Source organism: Naasia sp. SYSU D00948 (assembly GCF_017916515.1).
GTDB lineage: Bacteria > Actinomycetota > Actinomycetes > Actinomycetales > Microbacteriaceae > Naasia.
On sequence record NZ_JAFMTA010000001.1, the window covers coordinates 2941274 to 2962083 of the forward strand.

The 20810-nt window shown below is 73.2% G+C and carries 20 protein-coding genes; 13 read left to right on the forward strand and 7 right to left on the reverse strand.

Going from position 1 to position 20810, the window contains the following annotated elements; translation table 11 throughout:
* Positions 1 to 717: an NAD(P)H-hydrate epimerase gene (locus tag J3P30_RS13710; RefSeq protein WP_246852780.1), complete on the forward strand. Its 717-nt coding sequence runs from the start codon at positions 1 to 3 to the stop codon at positions 715 to 717.
* Here the strand turns inward: J3P30_RS13710 and J3P30_RS13715 are convergent.
* The gene (locus J3P30_RS13715) at positions 711 to 1283 is read right to left on the reverse strand and encodes a YdeI family protein (protein WP_210481563.1); all 573 of its coding nucleotides are present in this window, start codon (positions 1281 to 1283) and stop codon (positions 711 to 713) included. The genes J3P30_RS13710 and J3P30_RS13715 overlap by 7 nt on opposite strands.
* A 165-nt stretch (positions 1284 to 1448) precedes the next feature.
* Between J3P30_RS13715 and J3P30_RS13720 the strand changes: the two genes are divergently transcribed.
* From J3P30_RS13720 to J3P30_RS13765, 10 genes are all read left to right on the forward strand, one after another.
* Entirely contained in the window at positions 1449 to 2243 is a 795-nt protein-coding gene (locus J3P30_RS13720; RefSeq protein WP_307807512.1) for a peptidoglycan-binding protein, read from the forward strand.
* Entirely contained in the window at positions 2244 to 4613 is a 2370-nt protein-coding gene (locus tag J3P30_RS13725; RefSeq protein ID WP_210481565.1) for a hypothetical protein, read from the forward strand. It begins immediately after the preceding gene.
* Positions 4614 to 4661: 48 nt separating this feature from the next.
* Positions 4662 to 4964 (forward strand): hypothetical protein, encoded by a 303-nt coding sequence (locus tag J3P30_RS13730; protein ID WP_210481566.1) that lies wholly within the window; start codon positions 4662 to 4664, stop codon positions 4962 to 4964.
* Positions 4965 to 5126: 162 nt separating this feature from the next.
* A complete protein-coding gene (locus tag J3P30_RS13735) occupies positions 5127 to 5795 on the forward strand; it encodes a nucleoside/nucleotide kinase family protein (RefSeq protein WP_210481567.1) in 669 nt (222 codons plus the stop codon).
* Between the two features lie 96 nt (positions 5796 to 5891).
* The gene (locus J3P30_RS13740) at positions 5892 to 6668 is read left to right on the forward strand and encodes an isocitrate lyase/phosphoenolpyruvate mutase family protein (protein ID WP_210481568.1); all 777 of its coding nucleotides are present in this window, start codon (positions 5892 to 5894) and stop codon (positions 6666 to 6668) included.
* Positions 6669 to 6908: 240 nt separating this feature from the next.
* Positions 6909 to 9455 carry a carboxylate--amine ligase/circularly permuted type 2 ATP-grasp protein gene (locus J3P30_RS13745; protein ID WP_210481569.1) on the forward strand — a complete coding sequence of 849 codons (2547 nt, stop codon included), beginning with the start codon at positions 6909 to 6911 and terminating at the stop codon, positions 9453 to 9455.
* The gene (locus tag J3P30_RS13750) at positions 9436 to 11220 is read left to right on the forward strand and encodes an N-acetylglutaminylglutamine amidotransferase (protein ID WP_210481570.1); all 1785 of its coding nucleotides are present in this window, start codon (positions 9436 to 9438) and stop codon (positions 11218 to 11220) included. Before J3P30_RS13745 ends, J3P30_RS13750 begins: the two co-directional genes overlap by 20 nt.
* Positions 11217 to 13079 (forward strand): S9 family peptidase, encoded by a 1863-nt coding sequence (locus J3P30_RS13755; protein WP_210481571.1) that lies wholly within the window; start codon positions 11217 to 11219, stop codon positions 13077 to 13079. Before J3P30_RS13750 ends, J3P30_RS13755 begins: the two co-directional genes overlap by 4 nt.
* A gap of 58 nt (positions 13080 to 13137) precedes the next feature.
* Positions 13138 to 14166: an L-glyceraldehyde 3-phosphate reductase gene (gene mgrA, locus J3P30_RS13760; protein ID WP_210481572.1), complete on the forward strand. Its 1029-nt coding sequence runs from the start codon at positions 13138 to 13140 to the stop codon at positions 14164 to 14166.
* Positions 14166 to 15755, forward strand: coding sequence for a bifunctional phosphatase PAP2/diacylglycerol kinase family protein (locus J3P30_RS13765; protein WP_210481573.1), 1590 nt, complete (start codon positions 14166 to 14168; stop codon positions 15753 to 15755). Before mgrA ends, J3P30_RS13765 begins: the two co-directional genes overlap by 1 nt.
* A gap of 4 nt (positions 15756 to 15759) precedes the next feature.
* On the opposite strand, the gene J3P30_RS13770 is transcribed toward J3P30_RS13765, so the two are convergent.
* Genes J3P30_RS13770 through J3P30_RS13785 form a run of 4 tightly spaced genes read right to left on the reverse strand, consistent with a single transcriptional unit; the run spans position 15760 to position 18063 of the window.
* The gene (locus tag J3P30_RS13770; RefSeq protein ID WP_210481574.1) at positions 15760 to 16926 is read right to left on the reverse strand and encodes a molybdopterin molybdotransferase MoeA; all 1167 of its coding nucleotides are present in this window, start codon (positions 16924 to 16926) and stop codon (positions 15760 to 15762) included.
* The gene (locus J3P30_RS13775) at positions 16923 to 17171 is read right to left on the reverse strand and encodes a DUF6457 domain-containing protein (RefSeq protein WP_210481575.1); all 249 of its coding nucleotides are present in this window, start codon (positions 17169 to 17171) and stop codon (positions 16923 to 16925) included. Before J3P30_RS13775 ends, J3P30_RS13770 begins: the two co-directional genes overlap by 4 nt.
* Entirely contained in the window at positions 17168 to 17740 is a 573-nt protein-coding gene (locus tag J3P30_RS13780) for a molybdenum cofactor guanylyltransferase (protein ID WP_210481576.1), read from the reverse strand. The genes J3P30_RS13775 and J3P30_RS13780 overlap by 4 nt, the downstream gene beginning before the upstream one ends.
* 56 nt (positions 17741 to 17796) lie before the next feature.
* Positions 17797 to 18063 carry a hypothetical protein gene (locus J3P30_RS13785; RefSeq protein ID WP_210481577.1) on the reverse strand — a complete coding sequence of 89 codons (267 nt, stop codon included), beginning with the start codon at positions 18061 to 18063 and terminating at the stop codon, positions 17797 to 17799.
* A 185-nt stretch (positions 18064 to 18248) separates the two neighbouring features.
* On the opposite strand from J3P30_RS13785, the gene J3P30_RS13790 reads away from it, so the two are divergent.
* Complete coding sequence (locus J3P30_RS13790) at positions 18249 to 18518, forward strand: GlsB/YeaQ/YmgE family stress response membrane protein (protein ID WP_210481578.1); 270 nt, start codon at positions 18249 to 18251, stop codon at positions 18516 to 18518.
* A 64-nt stretch (positions 18519 to 18582) separates the two neighbouring features.
* On the opposite strand, the gene J3P30_RS13795 is transcribed toward J3P30_RS13790, so the two are convergent.
* Positions 18583 to 18870 (reverse strand): hypothetical protein, encoded by a 288-nt coding sequence (locus J3P30_RS13795; RefSeq protein WP_210481579.1) that lies wholly within the window; start codon positions 18868 to 18870, stop codon positions 18583 to 18585.
* A gap of 162 nt (positions 18871 to 19032) precedes the next feature.
* On the reverse strand, positions 19033 to 19230 hold the full coding sequence (locus J3P30_RS13800) for a hypothetical protein (RefSeq protein WP_210481580.1): 198 nt from the start codon (positions 19228 to 19230) through the stop codon (positions 19033 to 19035).
* 417 nt (positions 19231 to 19647) lie between these two features.
* On the opposite strand from J3P30_RS13800, the gene J3P30_RS13805 reads away from it, so the two are divergent.
* The gene (locus J3P30_RS13805; protein WP_210481581.1) at positions 19648 to 20670 is read left to right on the forward strand and encodes an isopenicillin N synthase family oxygenase; all 1023 of its coding nucleotides are present in this window, start codon (positions 19648 to 19650) and stop codon (positions 20668 to 20670) included.
* Positions 20671 to 20810: the final 140 nt, after the last annotated feature.

A 20810-nucleotide genomic window follows, 5' to 3' on the forward strand; every position in this document is an offset into this window, starting at 1 on the left:
ATGCCCGTCGGATACTCCGCCGCACAGATCCGCGCCGCGGAGGCCCCGCACCTCGCGAACCATGAGCCGCTCATGCAACGGGCGGCCGCCGGCCTCGCGGCGGAGATCCGCGGCGTCATCGCCGAGCGGCGGCGTGACGGGCGGCTCCGGCACGCTCGCCCCTGCGTCCTGCTGCTCGTCGGGCCCGGAAACAACGGCGGAGACGCCCTCTACGCCGGCGCCGAGCTCGCGGCGAAGGGCAAGCGTATCCTCGTGCTGCTTGTGCTTGGCCGCGTCCACGAGGACGGGCTCGCGGCCGCCCTCGCCGCCGGGGCGGAGATCGTCACCGACGACGAGGCCGTCGAGGCGGCCGCGACGGCCGACGTGATCGTCGACGGGATCTTCGGCACCGGCTCCTCCGGCCGCTCCGCCCTGCAGGGCGCCGCCCGCGACGTCGTGATGCGGCTGCAGCCCCTCCTCGGCGGTCCGGAGGCCCCCGCGGTCGTCGCCGTCGACCTGCCGAGCGGCGTGGACGCCGACGACGGCAGCGTCCCCGACCCCGCGGTGCTGCCGGCCGACCTGACCGTGACGTTCGGAGGGATGAAGGCGGGCCTGCTCCTCTCGCCCGCGAGGGAGCTGGCCGGGCGCGTGAGGGTCGTCCAGATCGGCATCGAGCGCCAGCTCGCTCGCATGGAGCCCGCGCTGCAGCTCCCCGACGACACCTCGGGCGGTCAGTAGAGCTTCTCGCCTCGGGCGAGCATCTCGACGAAGTTCCGGATGCGACGCTCGCGGGTCTCGGGCCGCTTAGCCTCCTGGATGCGGTAGAAGATCGCGAACCGGTTCGCCTTGTCGAGCTGCTCGAGGAACCGCTCGGCGTCCGGGTCCTGCCGGACCGCGGCCAGGAAGTCGTCCGGGAGCTCGGCGGATCGCTGCCCCTCGTACGCGCGCTCCCACCGCCCATCGGCGCGGGCCCGCTCCACCTCGGCGAGGCCGCTGGGCTGCATCCGCCCGTCCGCGATGAGCTTCTCCGCGAAATCCCTGTTCCTCTTCGACCAGGGGCTGCGCGACGTGCGCGGGCCGAACCCCTGCAGCCAGTAGCGGTCGTCCTGCGGCCGCTTCTGCCCGTCGATCCAGCCCCAGCAGAGGGCGACCAGCAGAGCCTGGTCGTACGTGACGGAGGCGATTCCGGAGCCCTTCTTGGCGAGCCGGAGCCAGATGCCCGGGGACGTGTCGTGGTTGCGGGCCAGCCACTCCTCGAACGCTGCCTCGTCCGGGAACTCCTCCGTCGCGCGCTCGGGTGGCATCCCTTCTCCTTCCCCTCGGAGCCGACGGTAGCGGGAGCCGCGGCCACGACGCGCGCCGGACTCCGAACGACCGATCCGAAGACGCAACCCCTCGATCGGGGTGCAGGGCTTCGCCCTACCGTCGTGTGAGGAATGCGGAATACGGCATCCGGGAAGGGAGATCACGTGCACGACCAGGAATTCGCTCCGCTGTCGAAGGACGAGCTCGCCGCGGAGTCCGCGACGGCACTGCCCGACAAGGAGGTCGCGTCCATCCTCGACCTCAACGCGGACCTCAACCTGGACCTCGACGTCGCGGCCCCCATCGACCTCGCGGTCGCGGCCAACGCCAACGTCGCCGCGCCCATCGACGCGGCCGTCGGCGCCAACATTCTGTCCGACGGATCGACCGCGCAGGCGCTCGCCGATCAGGGCGTGGTGATCGACCAGGGCATCAACGCCGACGCCACGGCGACCGCCACGCAGGAGAGCGGCATCGACCAGGACTCGACGGCAGGGGAGACCGCCGGCACCGCGGGTGCGGACGGCACCGCCGCCGCTGCCACCACCACACTGCCCGACGGCACGCTGCCCGATGCTGGCGCACTGCCCGGTGGCGCACTGCCGGACGACACGCTGCCGGATGCGGGTGGGGCACTGCCGGACGGCACGCTTCCCGACGTCGGCGGCACGCTGCCGGAGGTCGGCGAGACGGTGGACGAAGTGGGGTCTGCGCTCACCGGTGACCTGCTCGACGTCGACCTCAATCTCGACGCCGCGGCCGGTCTGGCCGCGCCCATCAACGGTGCGGTCGCCGCGAACGCCAACGTGGCGGCCCCCATCGACGCCGCGGTGGCGGCCAACGTCGCCTCGATCGACAGCGAGGCAACGGCCGTCGCCCAGCAGGACGCGATCATCAGCCAGCAGATCGACGGCGCGGCGACCGCCTCGGCCGACCAGCAGTCGGACCTGCAGCAGTAGATGACGGTCGACACCGGCGGGCCGTCCACCTCGGGCGGCCCGCCGGATCCGACTCCGCCGGCAGCGCCTCGGTGGGTCCCTGCTCGGGCCGCCGGCGTCCAGCTGCTCGGCGACATGGAGGGCTCCGGCTACCGGGAACCGCCCGCGCTCGTGCGACGCGGCGACGGGCAGGTGCTGCAGCTGACGCCCCTGCTGTACCGGGTGCTGTCGGCGGCGGACGGCACCAGCACACTCGAGGACATCGCACGGCGGGTCGGCGCGGAGACGAGACGCCGGGTCGAGGCCGGCGATGTGCGAACGCTGCTGATGTCGCAGCTGCTTCCCCTCGGGCTCATCCGGCGGCTCGACGGCGGGGAGCCCGAGGTCAAGCGATCGGATCCGCTGCTGCGCATGCGGTTCCGGGTCGCCGTCACCGACCCCGAGCGGACCCGCACGCTGACCGCACCCTTCGCGCGGCTGTTCACACCGTTCCTCGTCGTCCCGGTGCTGCTCGCGTTCGCCGTCGTCGGCTGGTGGGTCCTGTTCGAGCGCGGGCTCGCCGCTGCCACCCGCCAGGCCTTCGACCGGCCGGCCCTGCTGCTCCTCGTCTTCGTGATCACCGTGCTGTCCGCGGCCTTCCACGAGTTCGGTCACGCGGCCGCCGCCACCCGCGCCGGGGCCACGCCCGGCCGGATGGGAGCAGGGCTTTACCTGGTCTGGCCGGCGTTCTACACCGACGTCACCGACTCCTACCGGCTCGGGCGGTGGGGGCGGCTGCGGACGGATCTGGGCGGTCTCTACTTCAACGCGATCGTCGCCGTCCTCATCGCCGCGGTCTGGCTCCTCACACGGGACGACGCTCTGCTCCTCGTGGTCGCGAGCCAGCTGCTGCTGATGGTCCGGCAGCTCGCGCCGTTCGTCCGCTTCGACGGCTACCACGTGCTCGCCGACGCGACCGGTGTGCCGGACCTCTTCCAGCGCATCGGCCCGACGCTGCGCGGCCTGCTTCCGTGGCGCTGGCGGAGCCCGGAGTCGCGCGAGCTGAAGCCATGGGCGCGCGCCGTGATCACCGTGTGGGTGCTCCTCGTGGTGCCGCTGCTGGTGCTCACGGCGGTGCTCCTGATCCTGGCCTTCCCGCGGATCGTCGGGACTGCGCTCGGCGAGCTCGGAGAGCAGGTCCAGCTGCTCGGCGACGCGGGCGGGGACGCTGGAGCGGTGGCCGGTCACGTGCTCGCCATGATCGCGATCGCGATCCCGGTCGCCGGGATGGCGTATCTCCTCGTCCGGATGGCACGGCAGACGGTGGCCCGGACCTGGCGCCGAACTCAGGGGCGTCCGGTCCGGCGCGGCGTCGCCGCGGTGGTGGGCGCGACGCTCGTCGCGGCACTCGCCTGGGCGTGGTGGCCCTCCCCGCAGGTGTACCGGCCCGTGCAGGCGTACGAGGACGGCACGGTCCTGTCCGCGGTGCGCGCGCTGGTTCCCGCCGACGAGGGGACGCTGACCGCCGGAACGGCCGGGCAGCAGGTTGTCGTGTGGCCGGAGGACGCGCAGCGGCCGACCGCGGACGATCCCGCGCTCGCGCTGGTGCTCCTGCCCCGCGCTGCGGGAGCGGGCAGCGGGGACGCCGGCTCGGGACCGTCATGGGTCTTCCCCTTCGACCGCCCGACGGCGCCTCGGGATGGGAGCAGCCAAGCCCTAGCGGTGAACACGACGGACGGCAGCGTCGTCTACAACGTCGCGTTCGCGCTCGTGTGGGTCGAGGACGAGACGGTCGACACGACGAACGAGGCGTACGCCTTCGCCAGCTGCTCGGGGTGCGCCGCCGTCGCCGTGGGCTTCCAGGTCGTGCTCGTCGTGGGACAGGCCGACGTCGTCGTGCCGCAGAACATCGCCGCGGCGGTCAACTACAACTGCATCGAGTGCGTCAGCTACGCACTCGCGCAGCAGCTCGTCCTGACCCTGAACGGGCCCCTGAGCGCCGGGACGCTGTCCGAGCTCGAGTCGATCTGGGCGGAGCTCGGGGAGCTGGGGTCGAACATCGCGCAGGTTCCTCTGTCGGAGCTCGAAGCTCGACTCAGCGAATTCCGCACCCGGATTGCGGCCGTGATCTCCGCCGATCCTGCCGCCGTTCCCGGGGGCGGGAGTGCGCCGACACCGGCGCCGTCACGCCCGGCGGAGGCAGCGCCCACCGAGGAGCCGACGGACGAGGAGTCCGGGCAGCCGCTCGGCGGAACGACGACCGACGATCAGCCTGCACCGGAGGACGGAGCGCCGGCGGGGTCGGACGGGGAGCAACCTGCCTCCGACTCCCCGTCCGAGCCGTCCCCGCCCCCGACGACCGCGCCGACAGCGGAGTCCACTCCGGAGCCGGACAGCACTCCGGCGGGCTGATGGGCTGTCCCCGCGGCGTCCGCCGAGCGGTCCCGTTAGCGTGATCGGGTGCCGTCGTACCGGGTGACCCTCACGGTCGGCGCTCTGCGGCCGGGCGTTCCGCCCGAGTCGGTGCTTCCGGCGGCCGCCGACGCGGTGAAGGAGCTGACGACGCTCGAGGCGTCGAGCGTGGCGGTCGTCCGGGGCGAGCCGCGCCTCGTCGTGCGCTTCACCGCGGAGGACGACGAGATCGCGCGGCAGATCGCCGCCCATGCCGCATCCGTCGCGGGACAGCTCGCCGAGGTGCTCGATGCTCGGGTCACGCGCCGCTCCCGGAACCGGTGGCTGAGGGTCCCCGAGGACCGGGGCTGATCCGCTGCTCGGGCGGGGCTCCGGAGGCGACCGCGCAAGGACCTGGGCTGATTCGCTGCTTGGAGCGGAAGCCCCGGGAGCGTATGACCCGAGGGCCGCAGCCGGCCCGCGGCTCGAGGGCGCAGCTCGGAAGGCGGAAGCAGCGGGCTGGGCGGCCGTAGCATGGCGGCCGTGACCGCCCCCACCGCCCAGAGCCTCCTCGACCGGGTCCGCGCCCTCGCCGACGGGAGCGAGCGCGTGCTGCTCGGCATCACCGGCGCGCCGGCCGCCGGGAAGTCGACGCTCGCGGAGTGGATCGCCACGACGCTCGACGGCGAGGGCCTGCCCGCCGTGTGGGTCCCCATGGACGGGTTCCACCTCGCCGACGCCGCCCTCGACCGGCTCGGCCGCCGGAACCGCAAGGGAGCGATCGACACCTTCGACGCCTACGGCTACCTCGCCCTCCTCCGCCGCCTCCGGGCCGAGACCGGGAACACCGTGTACGCGCCGGCGTTCGAGCGGGACCTCGAGCAGCCGATCGCGGGGAGCATCCCGGTGCCCCCGGACGCCCGGGTGGTCGTCACGGAGGGCAACTACCTGCTCACGGACCCGGACCCGTGGCCGCACGTCCACCGCGAGCTGACGGAGGTGTGGTTCACCGAGACCGAGCACGAGGTGCGGCGCGCGCGTCTCATCGCCCGGCACGTCCGCTTCGGGAAGGCCCCGGACGCCGCCGCAGCCTGGGCGGACGAGGTCGACGAGCCGAACGCCCGCCTCATCGCCGCGACCCGATCGCGCGCCGCCCTCGTCGTCGACTTCGACGCGCTCGGACTCGGTGCCCCGGTCGCCTAGCTGACCGGCCCCGCCTGCCGCCCGCGCCGTAGCCGTCCCGGTTCCGGCTCGACAACCCGTGCCTGAGCAGCGGGAGGCGGGCGTACCGTGACCGGCATGGACATCAGCGCACGGGGCCGTCGCCTCATCGAACTGCACGAGGCCCCCGAGATCCTGTGCCTCGTCAACGTCTGGGACGCGATCAGCGCCAGAGTCGTCGCCGGCCTTCCCGAGACCACGGCTCTGGCGACCGCCGGCCACTCGATCGCGGCGACCTTCGGCTACGAGGACGGGGAGAAGATCCCCCTCGACCTCCACCTCGACATGATCGGCCGCATCGTGGCCGCCGCCGGCGACCTTCCGGTCTCCGCCGACCTCGAGGCGGGGTACGGGAACCCGGGCGAGACGATCCGCCGCGCGATTGGAGTCGGTGTCGTCGGCGCGAACCTCGAGGACCGGATGAAGCCGCTCGACGAGTCGATCGCCGCCGTCCGCGCGGCTGTTCAGGCGGCCGAAGCGGAAGGGGTGCCGTTCGCGCTCAACGCCCGCACCGACGCGTTCGTCCGCGGAGGCGACCGGCCGACGGGCGAAATCCTGGCGGACGCGGTCGAGCGCGGGGTGGCGTACCTCGAGGCGGGTGCGACGTGCGTGTTCGTGCCCGGCAGGCTCACCGACGAGGAGATGGAGGAGCTGGTGGCGGGCATCGGCGACCGGAAGGTGAGCCTGATCGGCGTCCCCGGGTCGCAGACGCCGCCGCGCCTGCAGGAGCTCGGCGTGGCCCGCGTGTCGCACGGCCCGTGGACGCAGCGCATCGCACTCACCGCCCTCGAGGACGCGGCCCGCGACCTGTACGCCGGCGGCGTCGTGCCGAGCGGTACGCGTCCGCTCAACTAGCAGCCGGGGTAGCTCGGCGTCCGACCGGAGCCCGCGACCGCCGACCCTCCCCGACGCTCACTCGCGCTCAACAGGCACCATCGACGCCAACAGGCCGACACGCCGCGGTTTCTCCTGTCGGCGGCGATCCTGCCTGTTGAGCGCCAGGCGTGCGCCAGGACGGAGCGCCGATCGGTGCAGGTGACGGGGGTGTTACGGGCACCTGAACGCCGAGCCAGGCCCCGCCCATAGACTGCGCACATGTCCGCGGAGCTGACTCTCGGCGCCGAGGAAGAGCTCCACCTCATCGACCGGGAGAGTGGGAAGCTGGCGGCGCGCGCGCCGCAGCTGCTCTCCCGCCTACCCAGTGAGAGCTACTCCGCCGAGCTCCAGCGGACGACCGTCGAGACCAACACGGCCGTGGTGTCCTCGCTCGACGACCTCCGCGCCGAGCTGCTGCGGCTGCGGAAGGGCGTCCTCGACGCCGGCGCACCGGACGGTGTGGGCATCGCGGCGGTCGGCACCGCGCCGCTCTCCGCGCTGGCGGACTTCGAGCTCACGAACACCGGACGCTACGGCCGCATGCAGGAGCAGTACCGGCTCCTCGTCGACGAGCAGCTGATCTGCGGCCTCCAGGTCCACGTCGGTGTCTCGGATCGGGACCTCGCCGTCGCGATCATGCAGCGCGTGTCCCCGCAGCTGCCCGTCCTCCTCGCCCTCTCGGCCAGCTCCCCGTTCTGGAACGAGCACGACACGGGCTACGCCAGCATCCGCTCGATCATCTGGCAGCGCTGGCCGACGGCCGGGGCGACCGGGCCGGTCGGCTCCGCGGCCGAGTACGACGCGCTGCTCGAGGACCTCATCTCCTCGGGCGTGATCGCCGACGCGAAAATGGCGTACTTCGACGTCCGGCCCTCCGCGCACGCGCCGACCCTCGAGCTGCGCATCTGCGATGCGTGTCCGCTCGTGGACGACGCCATCCTCGTCGCCGGCCTGTTCCGCGCGGCGGTCCGGGCCGCCGAGCTCGACATCGAGGCCGGGCGACCGTTCGTGCCGCAGGCGGTGCCGCTGCACCGGGCCGCGATGTGGCAGGCGGCCCGCGGCGGCCTCTCCGGCAAGCTCCTCGACGGCGGAGAGCATCCGAAGCCGGTGCCCGCACCGGATGCGGTCCGGGGTCTGCTCGCGAAGCTGCGGCCCCAGCTCGAGGAGCTCGGGGACTGGGACCAGGTGCGGGAGCTCGCCGCGACGGTCGTCGCCCGCGGAACCTCCGCCGACCGCCAGCGTGCGGCGTTCGCCGAGCGCGGCCGCCTCGAGGACGTCGTCGACCTCGTCGTCCGCGAGACCGAGGGGCCCGCCGGGGGAGAGGTCCCGGCCGCGCCCACCCTGCCCGGCTACCGCACCCGCGCCGGCGACGAGGCGGTCGGGCTCGGCTCGGTGCCGCGTGCGCCCTACCGCGACCTCCTGACCCACTTCCGCGGGCTGGACGAGTCGAGGCTCACGCAGCTTAAGGACGCGAAGGAGCGCTGGGCCACGGACCGGGGCCTCAGCTTCGTCGTGGCCGGGCGCCCGCGCCCGTTCGACGTCGACCTCCTGCCCCGCGTGATCACGCCGCACGAGTGGAAGGTGATCGAGGCCGGGCTGCTCCAGAGGGCTCGGGCGCTCGAGCTGTTCCTGCAGGACGTCTACACCGAGCAGCGCGTGCTCAAGGACGGCGTCATCTCCGAGGACCACCTCCGCGAGGCGTCGGGCTGGCGCGAGGAGGGCCGGAGGCTGCCGCCGGGCACGGTGCGCGCCGCGATCATCGGCTTCGACCTGGTGCGCAACGAGTTCGGCGGCTGGCGGGTGCTCGAGGACAACGCGCAGACACCGAGCGGAGCGGCGTACGCGATCGCGGCCCGCGAGCTGACGGACACGCTGCTGCCGGACCTGCCCCGGCCGCCGACGCTGCTGGATCCCCGCCGCGTGTTCTCGATGCTGCGTGAGACGCTGGCCGCCGGGGCCCGGGAGGGCGCGCTCGCGCTCGTCTCGCCGGGACCGGAGGCGAAGGCCTGGTACGAGCACCGGCGGCTCGCGGAGGGTGCCGGCCTCCTGCTGATCCGGCCGGACGACCTGGACGTCGCGGACGGCGTGGTCCGGATGCGCTCGACCGGGTCCCGCATCGGCGCGCTCTACCTCCGGCTCGACGACGAGCTGCGGGACCTCGCCGACTCGGACGGGCGGGCGATCGGAGCGGAGCTCCTGGCCGCCGCGGAGACCGGCTCGGTGTTCCTCGCGAACGCTCCCGGCTCAGGCGTCGCGGACGACAAGGCGCTGTACTGCGCCGTCCCCGAGCTCATCAACTACTACTTGGGGGAGCATCCGCTGCTGGACTCGGTGCCGACCTACCGCCCCGAGAACGAGACGGAGCGGCAGAGTGTCCTCGAGCGGGTGGGCGAGCTCGTCACCAAGCCGGTGAACGGGCAGGGCGGCGCCGGGGTGCTCATCGGTCCCGCCGCCCCGGCGATCGCCGTCGCGACCCGGCGGGCCGAGATCCTCGCCCGTCCGGAGGCCTGGGTGGCCCAGGAGGTCGTGCCACTGTCGTCCCTGCCGACGTTCTCCGGCGCCCGGCTGGAGCCGCGCCACATCGACCTCCGCGTCTTCGTGCACGTCCGGGGCACCGGACCTGGGGACGTCGTGCTCGCGCCGGTCGGGCTCACGCGGGTCGCGCCGCACGGCAGCATGGTCGTGAACTCCTCCCGCGGCGGCGGCGCCAAGGACACCTGGATCCTCGGAGCGGAAGGGGACGGCGATGTGCGGCCTGGCCGGTGAGCTGACCTTCGACGGGACGAGAGCAGACCGGGACGCGGTCGCGCGGATGACGGCGTGCCAGTCGCATCGGGGACCGGACGGCGAGGGCAGCTGGACCGACGGCCGTGTGGCGCTCGGGCACCGCCGGCTCTCGATCATCGACCTCAGCGCTGCCGGCTCCCAGCCGATGGTCGACGGCCCGCTCGGGCTCACCGTCGTCTTCAACGGCTGCATCTACAACTACAAGGACCTCCGCCGCGAGCTCGAAACCGCCGGCTACAGCTTCTTCTCGACGTCCGACACGGAAGTCATCGGCAAGGCGTACCACCGGTGGGGCCTCCACTGCGTCGACCACTTCTACGGCATGTTCGCGTTCGCGATCATCGAGCACGGCAGCGGCCGCGCGATCCTCGGGCGCGACCGACTCGGCATCAAGCCGCTCTACCTCGCCGAGTCCTCCGGCCGGCTCCGCTTCGCCTCCACCCTGCCTGCCCTGCTCGAGGGCGGCGGCGTCGACACCTCCATCGACCGGACCGCGCTCGCGTACTACATGACGTTCCACTCGGTCGTCCCGGCGCCGCGCACCATCCTCAGCGGGGTCCGCAAGCTTCCGCCCGCAACCGTCCGCGTGATCGAGCCCGACGGAACCAGCACGGACCACCTCTACTGGTCGCCCGAGTTCACGCGGGATCCCGACCGAGCCGACTGGAGCGACGAGGACTGGCAGGATGCGCTCCTCGCCTCCCTGCGGACGGCCGTCGAGCGGCGCATGGTCGCGGACGTCCCGGTCGGCGTCCTGCTCTCCGGCGGCATCGACTCGAGCCTCGTCGTCGCGCTTCTCGCGGAGGCCGGCCAGCACGGGCTGAAGACGTTCAGCATCGGCTTCGAGTCGGCCGGCGGCGAGTCGGGCGACGAGTTCGAGTACTCCGACATCGTGGCCGAGCGCTTCGGCACGGATCACTCGCGGATCCGCATCGACAGCTCGCGGCTACTTCCCGGGATCGACGGCGCCGTGCGCGCGATGAGCGAGCCGATGGTGAGCCACGATGCTGTCGCCTTCTACCTGCTCAGCGAGGACGTCGCGAAGTCGGTCAAGGTCGTCCAGTCCGGGCAGGGCGCCGACGAGGTCCTCGGCGGCTACGACTGGTACCCGCCGCTCGCGGACGTGCCGCGGCAGGATGCCGTGGAGGCGTACGCGAAGGTCTTCTTCGATCGCCGCTGGCCCGACCTCGCCGGGCTGCTCCGGCCCGAGTGGCTGATCGACTCGGACGCTCCCACCGAGTTCATTGAGGAGGCGTTCGGCCGGCCCGGCGCCGAGACCGCCGTCGACGCCGCGCTTCGCAACGACACGACCGTGATGCTCGTCGACGACCCGGTGAAGCGCGTCGACAACATGACGATGGCGTGGGGCCTGGAGGCGCGCGTGCCCTTCCTCGACCACGAGCTCGTCGAGCTCGCGGGCCGCATCCCACCCGAGCTGAAGCTCGCCGACGGCGGGAAGGGCGTCCTGAAGCGCGCCGCGCGGGGGATCGTGCCCGACGAGGTCATCGACCGCCGGAAGGGCTACTTCCCGGTGCCCGCGATCCGCCAGCTGCAGGGCCCGTACCTCGAGCGCGTGCGCGACGCCCTGACCGACCCGGCCGCCGTCCGCCGCGGCCTCTTCGCCCCCGAGGCGGTCGAGCGCATGCTCGCCGCTCCCAACGAGACCCGCACCACACTCGGCTCGAACGCCCTCTGGCAGCTCGCCCTGCTCGAGATGTGGCTGCAGACCAACGGAATCCGATGACTGACCGCGTTCTGCCCGATGTCCGCACCAGCGTCGAGGAGGCCGTCGAGCTCGGCGAGCAGCTCGTGGACGCGTGGGGATGCTGGAGCCCCACGATGACGAGGAACGCGGATCGCGTCGCCTACATCAGCGACCGCTCCGGCATGCCCGAGCTCTGGGTGCAGGACCTCGAACCGGCCCCCGCACCGGCCACTCGTGTGCCGCTGACCGAGGATCCGGTCGTCGCGGTGGAGTGGTCCGCGGACGGGGCCTGGCTGTCGTGCGCGGTCGCGACCGACGGCGGAGTGCGGACGCAGGTGTGGGTCGTGCGGCCGGACGGCACCGACGCCCGCCGCGTCGCCGGGAACCGGCACGTGCACGCGGAGCTCGGACCCTGGACCCGCAGCGGCCACCGTGTCGTTGTGATGGTGCCCTCGCCGCATCCAGGGGAGGGCACGTCCTGCTACCTCGCCGACCCGGCCACGGGGGAGCTCACCCAGCTCGCCGTCGGCGAGCTCATCCACGTGCTCGACATCTCGATGGAGGAGCGCCTCCTGGTCCTCCGGGACGGGCGTCGCGGGCACGAGTTCTGCGTCGTCGTGGACCGCCTCACCGACCGGGACCACCGCCTCCTCCCGCCGGACGAGACCGGATCGACCGAGGTCGCGTTCGTGCGGCGCGCGCCCGAGGACGATCCCCACCCGGCGGTCGCGTACCTGGTCACCGACGCCGGCCGCCCGCGGCGCCAGCTCGTCGCGGCGCCGCTCGCTCCCGGCGGACGCCACGACGCCCCCCGCACGCTCGCCGCCCGGGACGATGCGGAGCTCGAGGACATCGACGCCGACGACGCCGGCACCGTCCTCATGCTGGTCTGGAACGTCGCGGGCCGCAGCGAGCTGGAGCTGATGGACGCGCTCACCGAGGAGCGGATCCACGTCCCGGACCTGCCCGGCACGGTGGCGTCGGATCCCGTCCTCAGCCGCGACGGCTCCTCCGTCGTCGTCACGGTCGACGGACCCGAGCGGCCGCGGGCGCTGTGGCGGCTGGACGTCGCCACCCTGACGTGGACGCCCGTGACCGAAACGCCGCCGCTGCCCGACCGCCCCCTCGTCGCGCCGACCCTCGAGACGTACCGCTCCTCGGACGGCCTCGAGCTGACCGGCTGGCTGTACCGCGTCCCGGGACGGACGGAGCCCGGTCCTGCCACCCTCTGGTTCCATGGCGGGCCGGAGTCGCAGGAGCGGCCGGACTTCACGCCCGAGCACCAGGCGCTCGTCGCCGCCGGCATCGCGGTCTTCGCGCCGAACATCCGGGGCTCCAGCGGGTTCGGGCGGGAGTTCGTGCACGCCGACGACATCGCCGGCCGGTACGGGGCGTTCGCGGACGTGCTCGCCAGCGCGGCGCACCTCGAGGCGATCGGGGTCGCCGACCCGGAACGCATCGCCGTGACCGGGCGCTCCTACGGCGGCTACCTCACCCTCGCGGCGCTCGCGTTCCATCCCGGCCTCTTCGCGGCCGGCGTCGACATCTGCGGGATGTCCGACCTCCGCACCTTCTACCGGGACACCGAGCCGTGGATCGCCTCCGCGGCGTTCCCGAAGTACGGGCACCCCCAGCGCGACCGGAAGCTGCTCAAGGCGATCTCCCCGCTGCGCGCGGCCGCGAACATCGAGGTCCCGCTGCTCGTCGTCCACGGCGAGCACGACACGAACGTGCCCATCGGGGAGGCGCATCAGATCGTCGCCGCCCTGCAGCACCTGGGCCGGCCGGTCGAGTACCTGGAGCTGCCGGGGGAGGGCCACGTGTACCGGCGGGCCACCTCCCGGAAGCGCCTCGTCACGGAGTTCGTGCGGTTCCTCTCGCGCACCCTGCGCGCCTGACCGCCCGCGGCTGACGCCCCCGTCGTCCCGGGCGCGCCCCCGTGCCAGGATGACGAACGTGAACTATCTCCCCGATGAGGAGCGCTACTCCTCCATGCCGTACCGGCGCACCGGGCGCAGCGGACTGCTCCTGCCCGCCGTCTCGCTCGGGCTGTGGCAGAACTTCGGGGACACCGTGCCGCTCGACACGCAGCGCGAGATTTTGCTCCGGGCGTTCGACCTCGGCATCACGCACTTCGACCTCGCCAACAACTACGGCCCGCCCTACGGGAGCGCCGAGACGAACTTCGGCGAGCACCTGCGCCGGGACCTGGGGCGGTTCCGCGACGAGCTCGTCATCTCGACGAAGGCCGGCTACGACATGTGGCCCGGGCCGTACGGCGACCGGGGGTCGCGGAAGTACCTCCTCGCGAGCCTCGACCAGTCCCTGTCCCGCATGGGCCTGGACTACGTCGATATCTTCTACTCGCACCGCGCCGACCCGGACGCGCCGCTCGAGGAGGCGATGGGCGCCCTGCACTCGGCGGTGGCGTCCGGCAAGGCGCTGTACGCCGGCATCTCGTCCTACTCGCCGGAGCGGACGCGCCGGGCGGCGGAGATCCTCGCCGACCTCGGGACGCCCCTGCTGATCCACCAGCCCTCGTACTCGATGTTCAACCGCTGGATCGAGCAGGGCCTGCTCGAGACGCTGTCGGATCTCGGCGTGGGCTGCATCGCGTTCTCGCCGCTCGCGCAGGGTCTTCTGACCGACCGGTACCGCCAGGGCATCCCTGCGGGCTCCCGCGCGTCCCGGCCCGGCTCGCTCTCCCGGAAGATGGTGAACGAGGAGACCCTCGCCGCCATCCACGCCCTCGCCGAGATCGCGGCCGGCCGCGGCCAGACGCTCGCGCAGCTCGCGATCTCGTGGGTGCTCCGCGAGGCCGGGGTGACGTCCGCCCTCGTCGGCGCGTCCTCGGTCGCCCAGCTCGAGACGAACGTCGAGGCCGTGGGCCGGCTGGACTTCACCGAGGAGGAGCTGACCGAGATCGACCGGCACGCCGTCGACCGCGGCATCGACCTCTGGAGCGCGTCGAGCGGGGTGATCTGATGCCGTCCCGCCCGAGCAAGTACCGCGCGACCAGGGTCGCGCTGCGCCGCACCCGCCTCATGCCGCGTTGGGTGCTGCAGACGGACGAGCGCGCGGCCACCTGGATCAACGGAGCGTCGGACTCCGTCCGCGTCGACACCGCATTCCGGCGGCTCTCGCACGCGGCGGACCGCGGCCTGCTGTGGTTCGCGGCGGCGACCGCCCTCGCGATCGGGGGACGGCCGCGAGCCGCGCTCCGCGGGGTGCTGTCCCTCACCGCCGCCAGCATCCTCGCGAACCTCATCGGCAAGCGGGTCTTCGGCGGAGATCGGCAGCTCCTCGACGACATCCCCGTCGGCCGGCGGCTCCGCAGGCACCCGACCTCGCCGTCGTTCCCCTCAGGGCACTCGGCCAGCGCGGCCGCCTTCGCAACCGGGGTGGCCCTCGAGGCGCCGGTGGCCGGAGCGCTGCTCGGTCCCGTCGCCGCGGGCGTGGCCTACTCCCGCCTGCACACCGGGGCGCACTGGCTGTCCGACGTCGTGGGCGGCGTGGGCCTCGGAGCCGGCGTCGCCCTCCTTGGAGCGATCCGGCCCTGGCGCGTCCCGTCGCACCCCATCGGCGGTCCCGGGCGCGCGGTCGCCCTTCCGTCCTCGGCGGACGGCGAGGGAGTCCTGATCCTCGCGAACGAGAGCGCCGGCCGCCACGTCGCGCGGCGCGATCCGCTCCGGATCGTGCACCGTCGGCTCCCGCGGGCGGTCGTCCGGGTGCTGCGCAAGGGCCAGCGGGCGGAGGACGTCGTCGCGGCCGCGATGCGCGGGCCGCGGCCCCCGAAGGTACTTGGGGTCGCCGGCGGCGACGGCACCGTGTCGGCCGTCGCGCACCTCGCCCGCCAGTACGGGCTGCCGCTGCTCGTCGTGCCGGCGGGCACCTTCAACCACTTCGCGCGGGCCGTGGGCGCCGTGAGTGCCGACGAGGCGATCGACGCGCTGCAGGCGGGCGCGGGACTGTCGGTGGACGTCGGCGAGGCGACCGTCGACGACGCCGAGCCGATCACGGTGCTCAACGCCGCCTCGGTGGGCGTCTACCCGGACTTCGTGGCGCTGCGGGGCGGATACGAGGAGCGCTGGACCAAGTGGCTCGCCTCCCTCATCGCCGCGGCGAAGCTCGCCCGGCGCCTTCGCCCGGTCACCGTGGCGGTCGCCGGGCGACGGGCGAGCGCATGGTCCGTCTTCGTCTCCATCGACCGCAACGACCCGCGTCTGGTGGCAACCCTCCAGCGCCGGCGGCTGGACGACCGGGTGCTCGACGTCCGCGTGCTGCACGCGGGAGGGTCGAGGCTGCGCGCCGTGACCTCGCTCATCTTCGGCAGGCGAACGGGCGCGGTGCTCCGCGCGCTCCGGCTCATGCCCGCGAAGTCCCGCATCGAGTCCTTCCTGACCAGGGAGCTCACGATGACCGTCCGCGCCCGGGACGGCGTGCTGCCGCGGATCGGGCGCGACGGCGAGCTCGACCGGCCGGCACCGACGGGCGCGGCGTCCTTCGTGCTCCGGATGCGGGTCGTGCCCGGCGGGCTCCTCGTCTACAGCGCGGGACCGGACCGGACGGAGTGACGCCTCACCAGGCGGGCGGCAGCATCGGCACCGACTCGCCGGCCCGCACCCCGCCCTCCGGGACGACGGCGAGCACGTCGGCCTCGGCCGCGCCCCGCACCGTCCCCGCACCCTGAAACGCGACGGGGGACACCCCCTCGCCGGTCCGGCGGCATGCGACGACTCGCACCCCGGGCCGCTCGTTGCCGATGTCCTCGGCGGCGGGTGCGCCGAGAAGCGGCGGGCTCGGCCGCCCGAGCATCCCGTCGAGCAGGGGAGCGCCGAGGGTCAGCAGCGCCACGAGGGCGGCGAACGGGTTCCCCGGCAGGGCGAGGACCGGCCGGCCGTCCGGGCGCACGGCGAGGAGCGCCGGCGCGCCGGGACGCATCGCGACACGATCGACCACGAGCCGGCATCCCGCGAGGGCCGACCGCAGAACGTCGGTGGGGCCGTCGGCCGTCCCGCCGGTCGTCACGAGCAGGTCGCCACCCGCCGCCTCGAGCGCAGCGAGGACAGCCTCGCGGTCGTCGCCGGCGAGCACGGGGGCGGCGGAGCGGGCGCCGAGCCCGGCGAGCACGGCGGGGAGCTGCGGACCGAGGGCGTCCCGCACCCGGCCCGGCGAGGGGACGCCGGCCGGCTCCACCTCGCGGCCGAGGACGAGCACGTCGGCGAGCGGCGGGATGCGGACAGGGAGCTCGTCGAGGCCGGACGCGGCGGCCAGGGCGACGGCGGGCGGGGTCAGGACACGGCCCGCGTCGAGGACGGGCTCCCCGGCGGTGACCTCCTCGCCGCGGCGGCGGATGTCCGCGCCGGGCAGCGGCGCACGCGCGTCCAGCACGACGCGAAGGACGCCGTCCCGCTCCTCGCCCCGCTCCCGGCGCAGGATCGCCACACCACCGGGCGGGACGGGCGCTCCGGTCGCGATCGGGCGCGCGACGCCGGAGGGGAGGGGACTGCTCGGAGGCGGATCCCCGACCGCGATCTCCGCCTCCAGAAGCCATGGACCCGGTCCCGAGACGGCCCAGCCGTCCATGGCGGACGTGTCGGCTCCGGGAAGATCGCACAGCGCGGCGAGCGGAGCGGCGAGCACGCGCCCGGCGCCCTCGGCGACCGGAACGTGCTCGTACCCCGTGAGCGCGTCCGAGCCGACCGTCCGGGCGATCGCGCGCGCCTCGGCCCAGGCGACCGTCATCCTCGCTCGAGGGCGAGGCGGGTGGCGACGGCGGCGGCCTCTCGGATGTCGTCCGGGCTGCCGCCGCGCCGCGCAGCGGCGTAGCCGACGAGGAACGTGGTCAGCGGGGCGGCGGGGCGCGCGACGCTGTGAGCCGCGTCCCGCGCGAGGTCGAGGACGAGTGCGATGTCGACCGGCAGATCCTGAAGGCCGAGCGCGGCGGCGAGCTCCGCCGCCCAGGCGTCGAGTTCGGCGGGGTTCGTCACGGTCCATCCTCTCCGGGAGCTCGGATCCCGAGCCGGCGCACATCCTCAGCCGTGTCCACGTCGGAGCAGAGCTCGGACGGCAGCGGCACCTCGACGATAGCGAGCCGGTCGAGGACGCGGCGGAGGGGAAGACCCGCGAGGTCACCGAGCCCGGTGAGCGCCCGCCGGAGCGCGTCCTCCCGGTAGATGGCGAGCAGCGGCTGCCGGCGCCTCTCCTCGTCGACGGCGACCCACCCGTCCGCCGTTCCCTCGACGGCTGCGCGGAGCCGGGGGAGGGCGTCGGCGACGTGCGGCTGGTCGGCGGCGAGCACGGCGACGACCTCCTCGGGCCGGGGTGGCAGGGCGGCGAGTCCCGCGGCGAGGGCGGCGACCGGGCCGCCCCAGCGCGGCTCCTCGAGCACGGTGGGGACTCCTGCCGGCACCGCGCCCGCTCCCACGACGACGCGGTCCGCCCCGTCGGTCGCCGCAAGCGCGTGCTCGAGCAGCGAGAGCCCGCGGTACTCGAGCGCCGGCTTGTCGATCCCGCCCAGGCGGGATGCACGACCGCCGGCGAGGAGGACGGCGCGCATCAGCTCAGGATGCCACCAAGTGGGCCTGCGGTGCCGCCTGGCGGCAGTCGGTCGCGCTAGACCTCGTTGTCGCGGCCGAGGGTGCGGGGGAGGATCTCCGGACCCGCGGGGTCGGCTCCGCCGAGACGGTCGCGGCCGTCGAGCTCGAGGTCGTCGTCGTCCCCGGGCGCCGAGGTCGCGTCCGCGCCGCCTGACCGCTCGCCGCCGCTGCGCAGCTCGCTCTCCGCCGTGCCGTCAGACTCGCCGGTCGTGTCGCCCGCCATCGCATTCGTCTGGTCGAAGCCCTCTTCCGAGAGGCCGGATCCTGTGCTGCTCGTGCTCATTCCCGCACGCTACTGCTGCCGAATTCCGCGACCGACTACTCCCAGGCGCGTCACAGAAAGCGGCGGATTTGAGCAGAAGCGCGACGCGAATCGCAAGGGGTGTCGGCGATTTCCCAGCATCTGGAAGGCTGAAGCTCATCCGGAACGTTCACGTCCTTCCGGACCTTCACGAAAGGAAAAGCACCGTGAGCTTCATCGCGTTCCTCGTCCTCGGTCTGATCGCCGGGGCCATCGCCAAGCTGATCCTGCCCGGCAGGCAGGGCGGCGGATGGCTCGTCACGCTCCTCCTCGGAGTCGTGGGCGCTCTGCTCGGCGGCTGGCTCGGTGGTCTGCTGTTCGGCGCGAACCTGGGGGACTTCTGGTCCATCCAGACCTGGCTCCTCGCGATCGTCGGCTCGATCATCGTGCTGCTGATCTGGGGCCTCCTCACCGGCCGGCGCAGCCGTCGGGCGTAGACCCTCACACCACACAGCACCAGGAAGGGCTCCCGGCTGACGCCGGGAGCCCTTCCGCTTGCGGTCAGAAGTCGAGATGCACGGTCTCGGCCGGCACCGCCTCCGGCTGCGGGGACCGAGGCGTCAGGAGCATGCGTGTCCGCTTCTCCAGATGATCGATGAGCTCCTCGTCCACGGGATCCGGCGCGGATCCGACATGCGGGAGCGACTCCGCGGCGATCTGACTCGTCGGGCTGAGGAACAGGGTGGTGTGGCCCGAGCTGCCGTCGAGCCGCCGCGTCGGGACCTCGACGACGTCGTGGCCGTTGGTCTGAGCGAGGGCGGCTGCGTACCGGACGAGAGCGTCGGCCACCCGATCTCCTGTCAGGAAGGTGTTTCCTGCACAGAAGTACACGGACTGCATGATCCGACCCCGCTTCCTCTCGACAGCGACGACTTCCCGGGGGCCTGGGGAGCTGTACCCGATCAGGGTACTCCTGTCGGAAGGAAACGGGGCTCGTGATCAGGCTGTTCGTCAGCGACCGAAGAGGCCGCCGAGGCCGCCCCCGAGCTTCCCGATCAGGTCCTGGGGATCGATGCCGAACCGGCTCAGCAGGTCGCCGTCCTTGTCGGTGTCCACCTTCTCCGGAAGCTCGGACTTCGCCTTCTCGGCGTCGTCGTGCTTGCCCATGCTCGTGAGCAGCTCCAGGATCTGCGACTTGTCGAACTGCATCGGTGTCTCCCTCGTCGATACGGCAGCGGAACGCTGTCCATCGAAACACCGCCCGCTCCCGCCCCGCCCGGGGTTGACGGGCTCCCGTCGCTGGCACTCACCAGGCGGATCCGCGGCTCGCCCCCCTCGCTCAACAGGCACATCGTCGGCTCGTCCTATCCCTCAACAGGCACCTTCGGCCTTCAGCAGGAGGGAAGGCGCTTCCCCCTGCTGTTGAACGCCTTGTCCGCCTGCTGAAGCCTCGCGGGGTGCCTGTTGAGGGATGGTGAAGTGCCCGCTGCGCGGCTGCCGGTGCCCGTCGAGGGGCGGCAGGGGCTGGTCGAGGGGCAGCAGGGCGGATCGGTCCGACCGTCGGCAAGGCCGCAAGGACGCGTAACACTGGCGCTCGGCCGTCCCGGGCCGGGTGACACTGGAGAGGTGATCACCTCCCTTCCCGTTCTCGACCTGTCCCAGCTGGATGCCGGTGAGGAGGCGGCTGCTCGCTTCCGCGACGAGCTGCGCCGAGTCACCCACGAGGTTGGCTTCTTCTACCTCGTCGGACACGGCATCGACTCGTCGCTGATCGCCCGGGCGCTCGACGTCTCCCGGCGCTTCTTCGAGCTGCCCGAGGAGGACAAGCTCGCCATCGAGAACGTGAAGAGCGCGCAGTTCCGCGGCTACACGCGGGTGGGCGGCGAGCTCACGCACGGCGACGTCGACTGGCGCGAGCAGATCGACCTCGGCGTGGACCGCGAGCCGATCGAGCCGGGCGAGGGCGTTCCCGACTACTGGCGGCTCGAGGGCCGCAACCTGTACCCCGAGGCCCTCCCGGAGCTGAAGGAGGTCTTCGACCGCTGGAACGAGGAGCTCAGCGCTCTCTCGCTGCGTCTGCTCCGCACGTGGGCGGTGTCGCTCGGCGCTCCCGCGGACGCGTTCGACGACGCCTTCGCCGAGCGTCCGTTCTCGGCGATCAAGATCGTCCGGTACCCGGGCAAGTCCGGGAACGCGCCCGAGCAGGGCGTCGGCGCGCATCGCGACGGGGGAGTGCTGACGCTCCTGCTCGTCGAGCCCGGCAAGGGCGGTCTGCAGGTCGAGCACGAGGGAGAGTGGATCGAGGCCCCGGCGCTCGAGGACGCGTTCGTCGTGAACATCGGCGAGATGCTCGAGCTCGCCACCAACGGTTACCTGAAGGCGACCCTGCACCGGGTCGTGTCCCCGCCGGTCGGCGAGGACCGGATCTCGATCCCGTTCTTCTTCAGCCCGGCGCTCGACACGGCGATGCCCCGGATCGACCTCCCCGAGGAACTGGCCCGCGAGGCCCGAGGGCTGTCGGTGGACCCGACGAACAGCCCGATCCTCGAGGTCTACGGGGAGAACGCGCTCCGCTACCGCCTCCGCGCGCATCCGAACGTGGCGGAGGTCCACCACTCCGACCTGCTGCTCGCTCGCACCCGAACCTGATCGGCGGCACGGGCCGCCCTCGCCGACACCGAGCGCGCCCCGGAACACCGAGTGCGCCCCGTGCACGAGGCGCGCTCGGCGCTTCGAGGTGCACTCGGCGGTTCGGGGTGCGCTCGGTGGGCCGGCGCTCGGCGGCATCG

Coding starts and splice junctions, on each gene's coding strand:
- J3P30_RS13710 (WP_246852780.1), top strand. CDS start 1: ATGCCCGTCGGATACTCCGCCGCACAGATCCGCGCCGCGGAGGCCCCG.
- J3P30_RS13715 (WP_210481563.1), bottom strand. CDS start 1,283: ATGCCACCCGAGCGCGCGACGGAGGAGTTCCCGGACGAGGCAGCGTTC.
- J3P30_RS13725 (WP_210481565.1), top strand. CDS start 2,244: ATGACGGTCGACACCGGCGGGCCGTCCACCTCGGGCGGCCCGCCGGAT.
- J3P30_RS13735 (WP_210481567.1), top strand. CDS start 5,127: ATGGCGGCCGTGACCGCCCCCACCGCCCAGAGCCTCCTCGACCGGGTC.
- J3P30_RS13740 (WP_210481568.1), top strand. CDS start 5,892: ATGGACATCAGCGCACGGGGCCGTCGCCTCATCGAACTGCACGAGGCC.
- J3P30_RS13745 (WP_210481569.1), top strand. CDS start 6,909: ATGTCCGCGGAGCTGACTCTCGGCGCCGAGGAAGAGCTCCACCTCATC.
- J3P30_RS13750 (WP_210481570.1), top strand. CDS start 9,436: ATGTGCGGCCTGGCCGGTGAGCTGACCTTCGACGGGACGAGAGCAGAC.
- J3P30_RS13755 (WP_210481571.1), top strand. CDS start 11,217: ATGACTGACCGCGTTCTGCCCGATGTCCGCACCAGCGTCGAGGAGGCC.
- J3P30_RS13765 (WP_210481573.1), top strand. CDS start 14,166: ATGCCGTCCCGCCCGAGCAAGTACCGCGCGACCAGGGTCGCGCTGCGC.
- J3P30_RS13770 (WP_210481574.1), bottom strand. CDS start 16,926: ATGACGGTCGCCTGGGCCGAGGCGCGCGCGATCGCCCGGACGGTCGGC.
- J3P30_RS13780 (WP_210481576.1), bottom strand. CDS start 17,740: ATGCGCGCCGTCCTCCTCGCCGGCGGTCGTGCATCCCGCCTGGGCGGG.
- J3P30_RS13785 (WP_210481577.1), bottom strand. CDS start 18,063: ATGAGCACGAGCAGCACAGGATCCGGCCTCTCGGAAGAGGGCTTCGAC.
- J3P30_RS13800 (WP_210481580.1), bottom strand. CDS start 19,230: ATGCAGTTCGACAAGTCGCAGATCCTGGAGCTGCTCACGAGCATGGGC.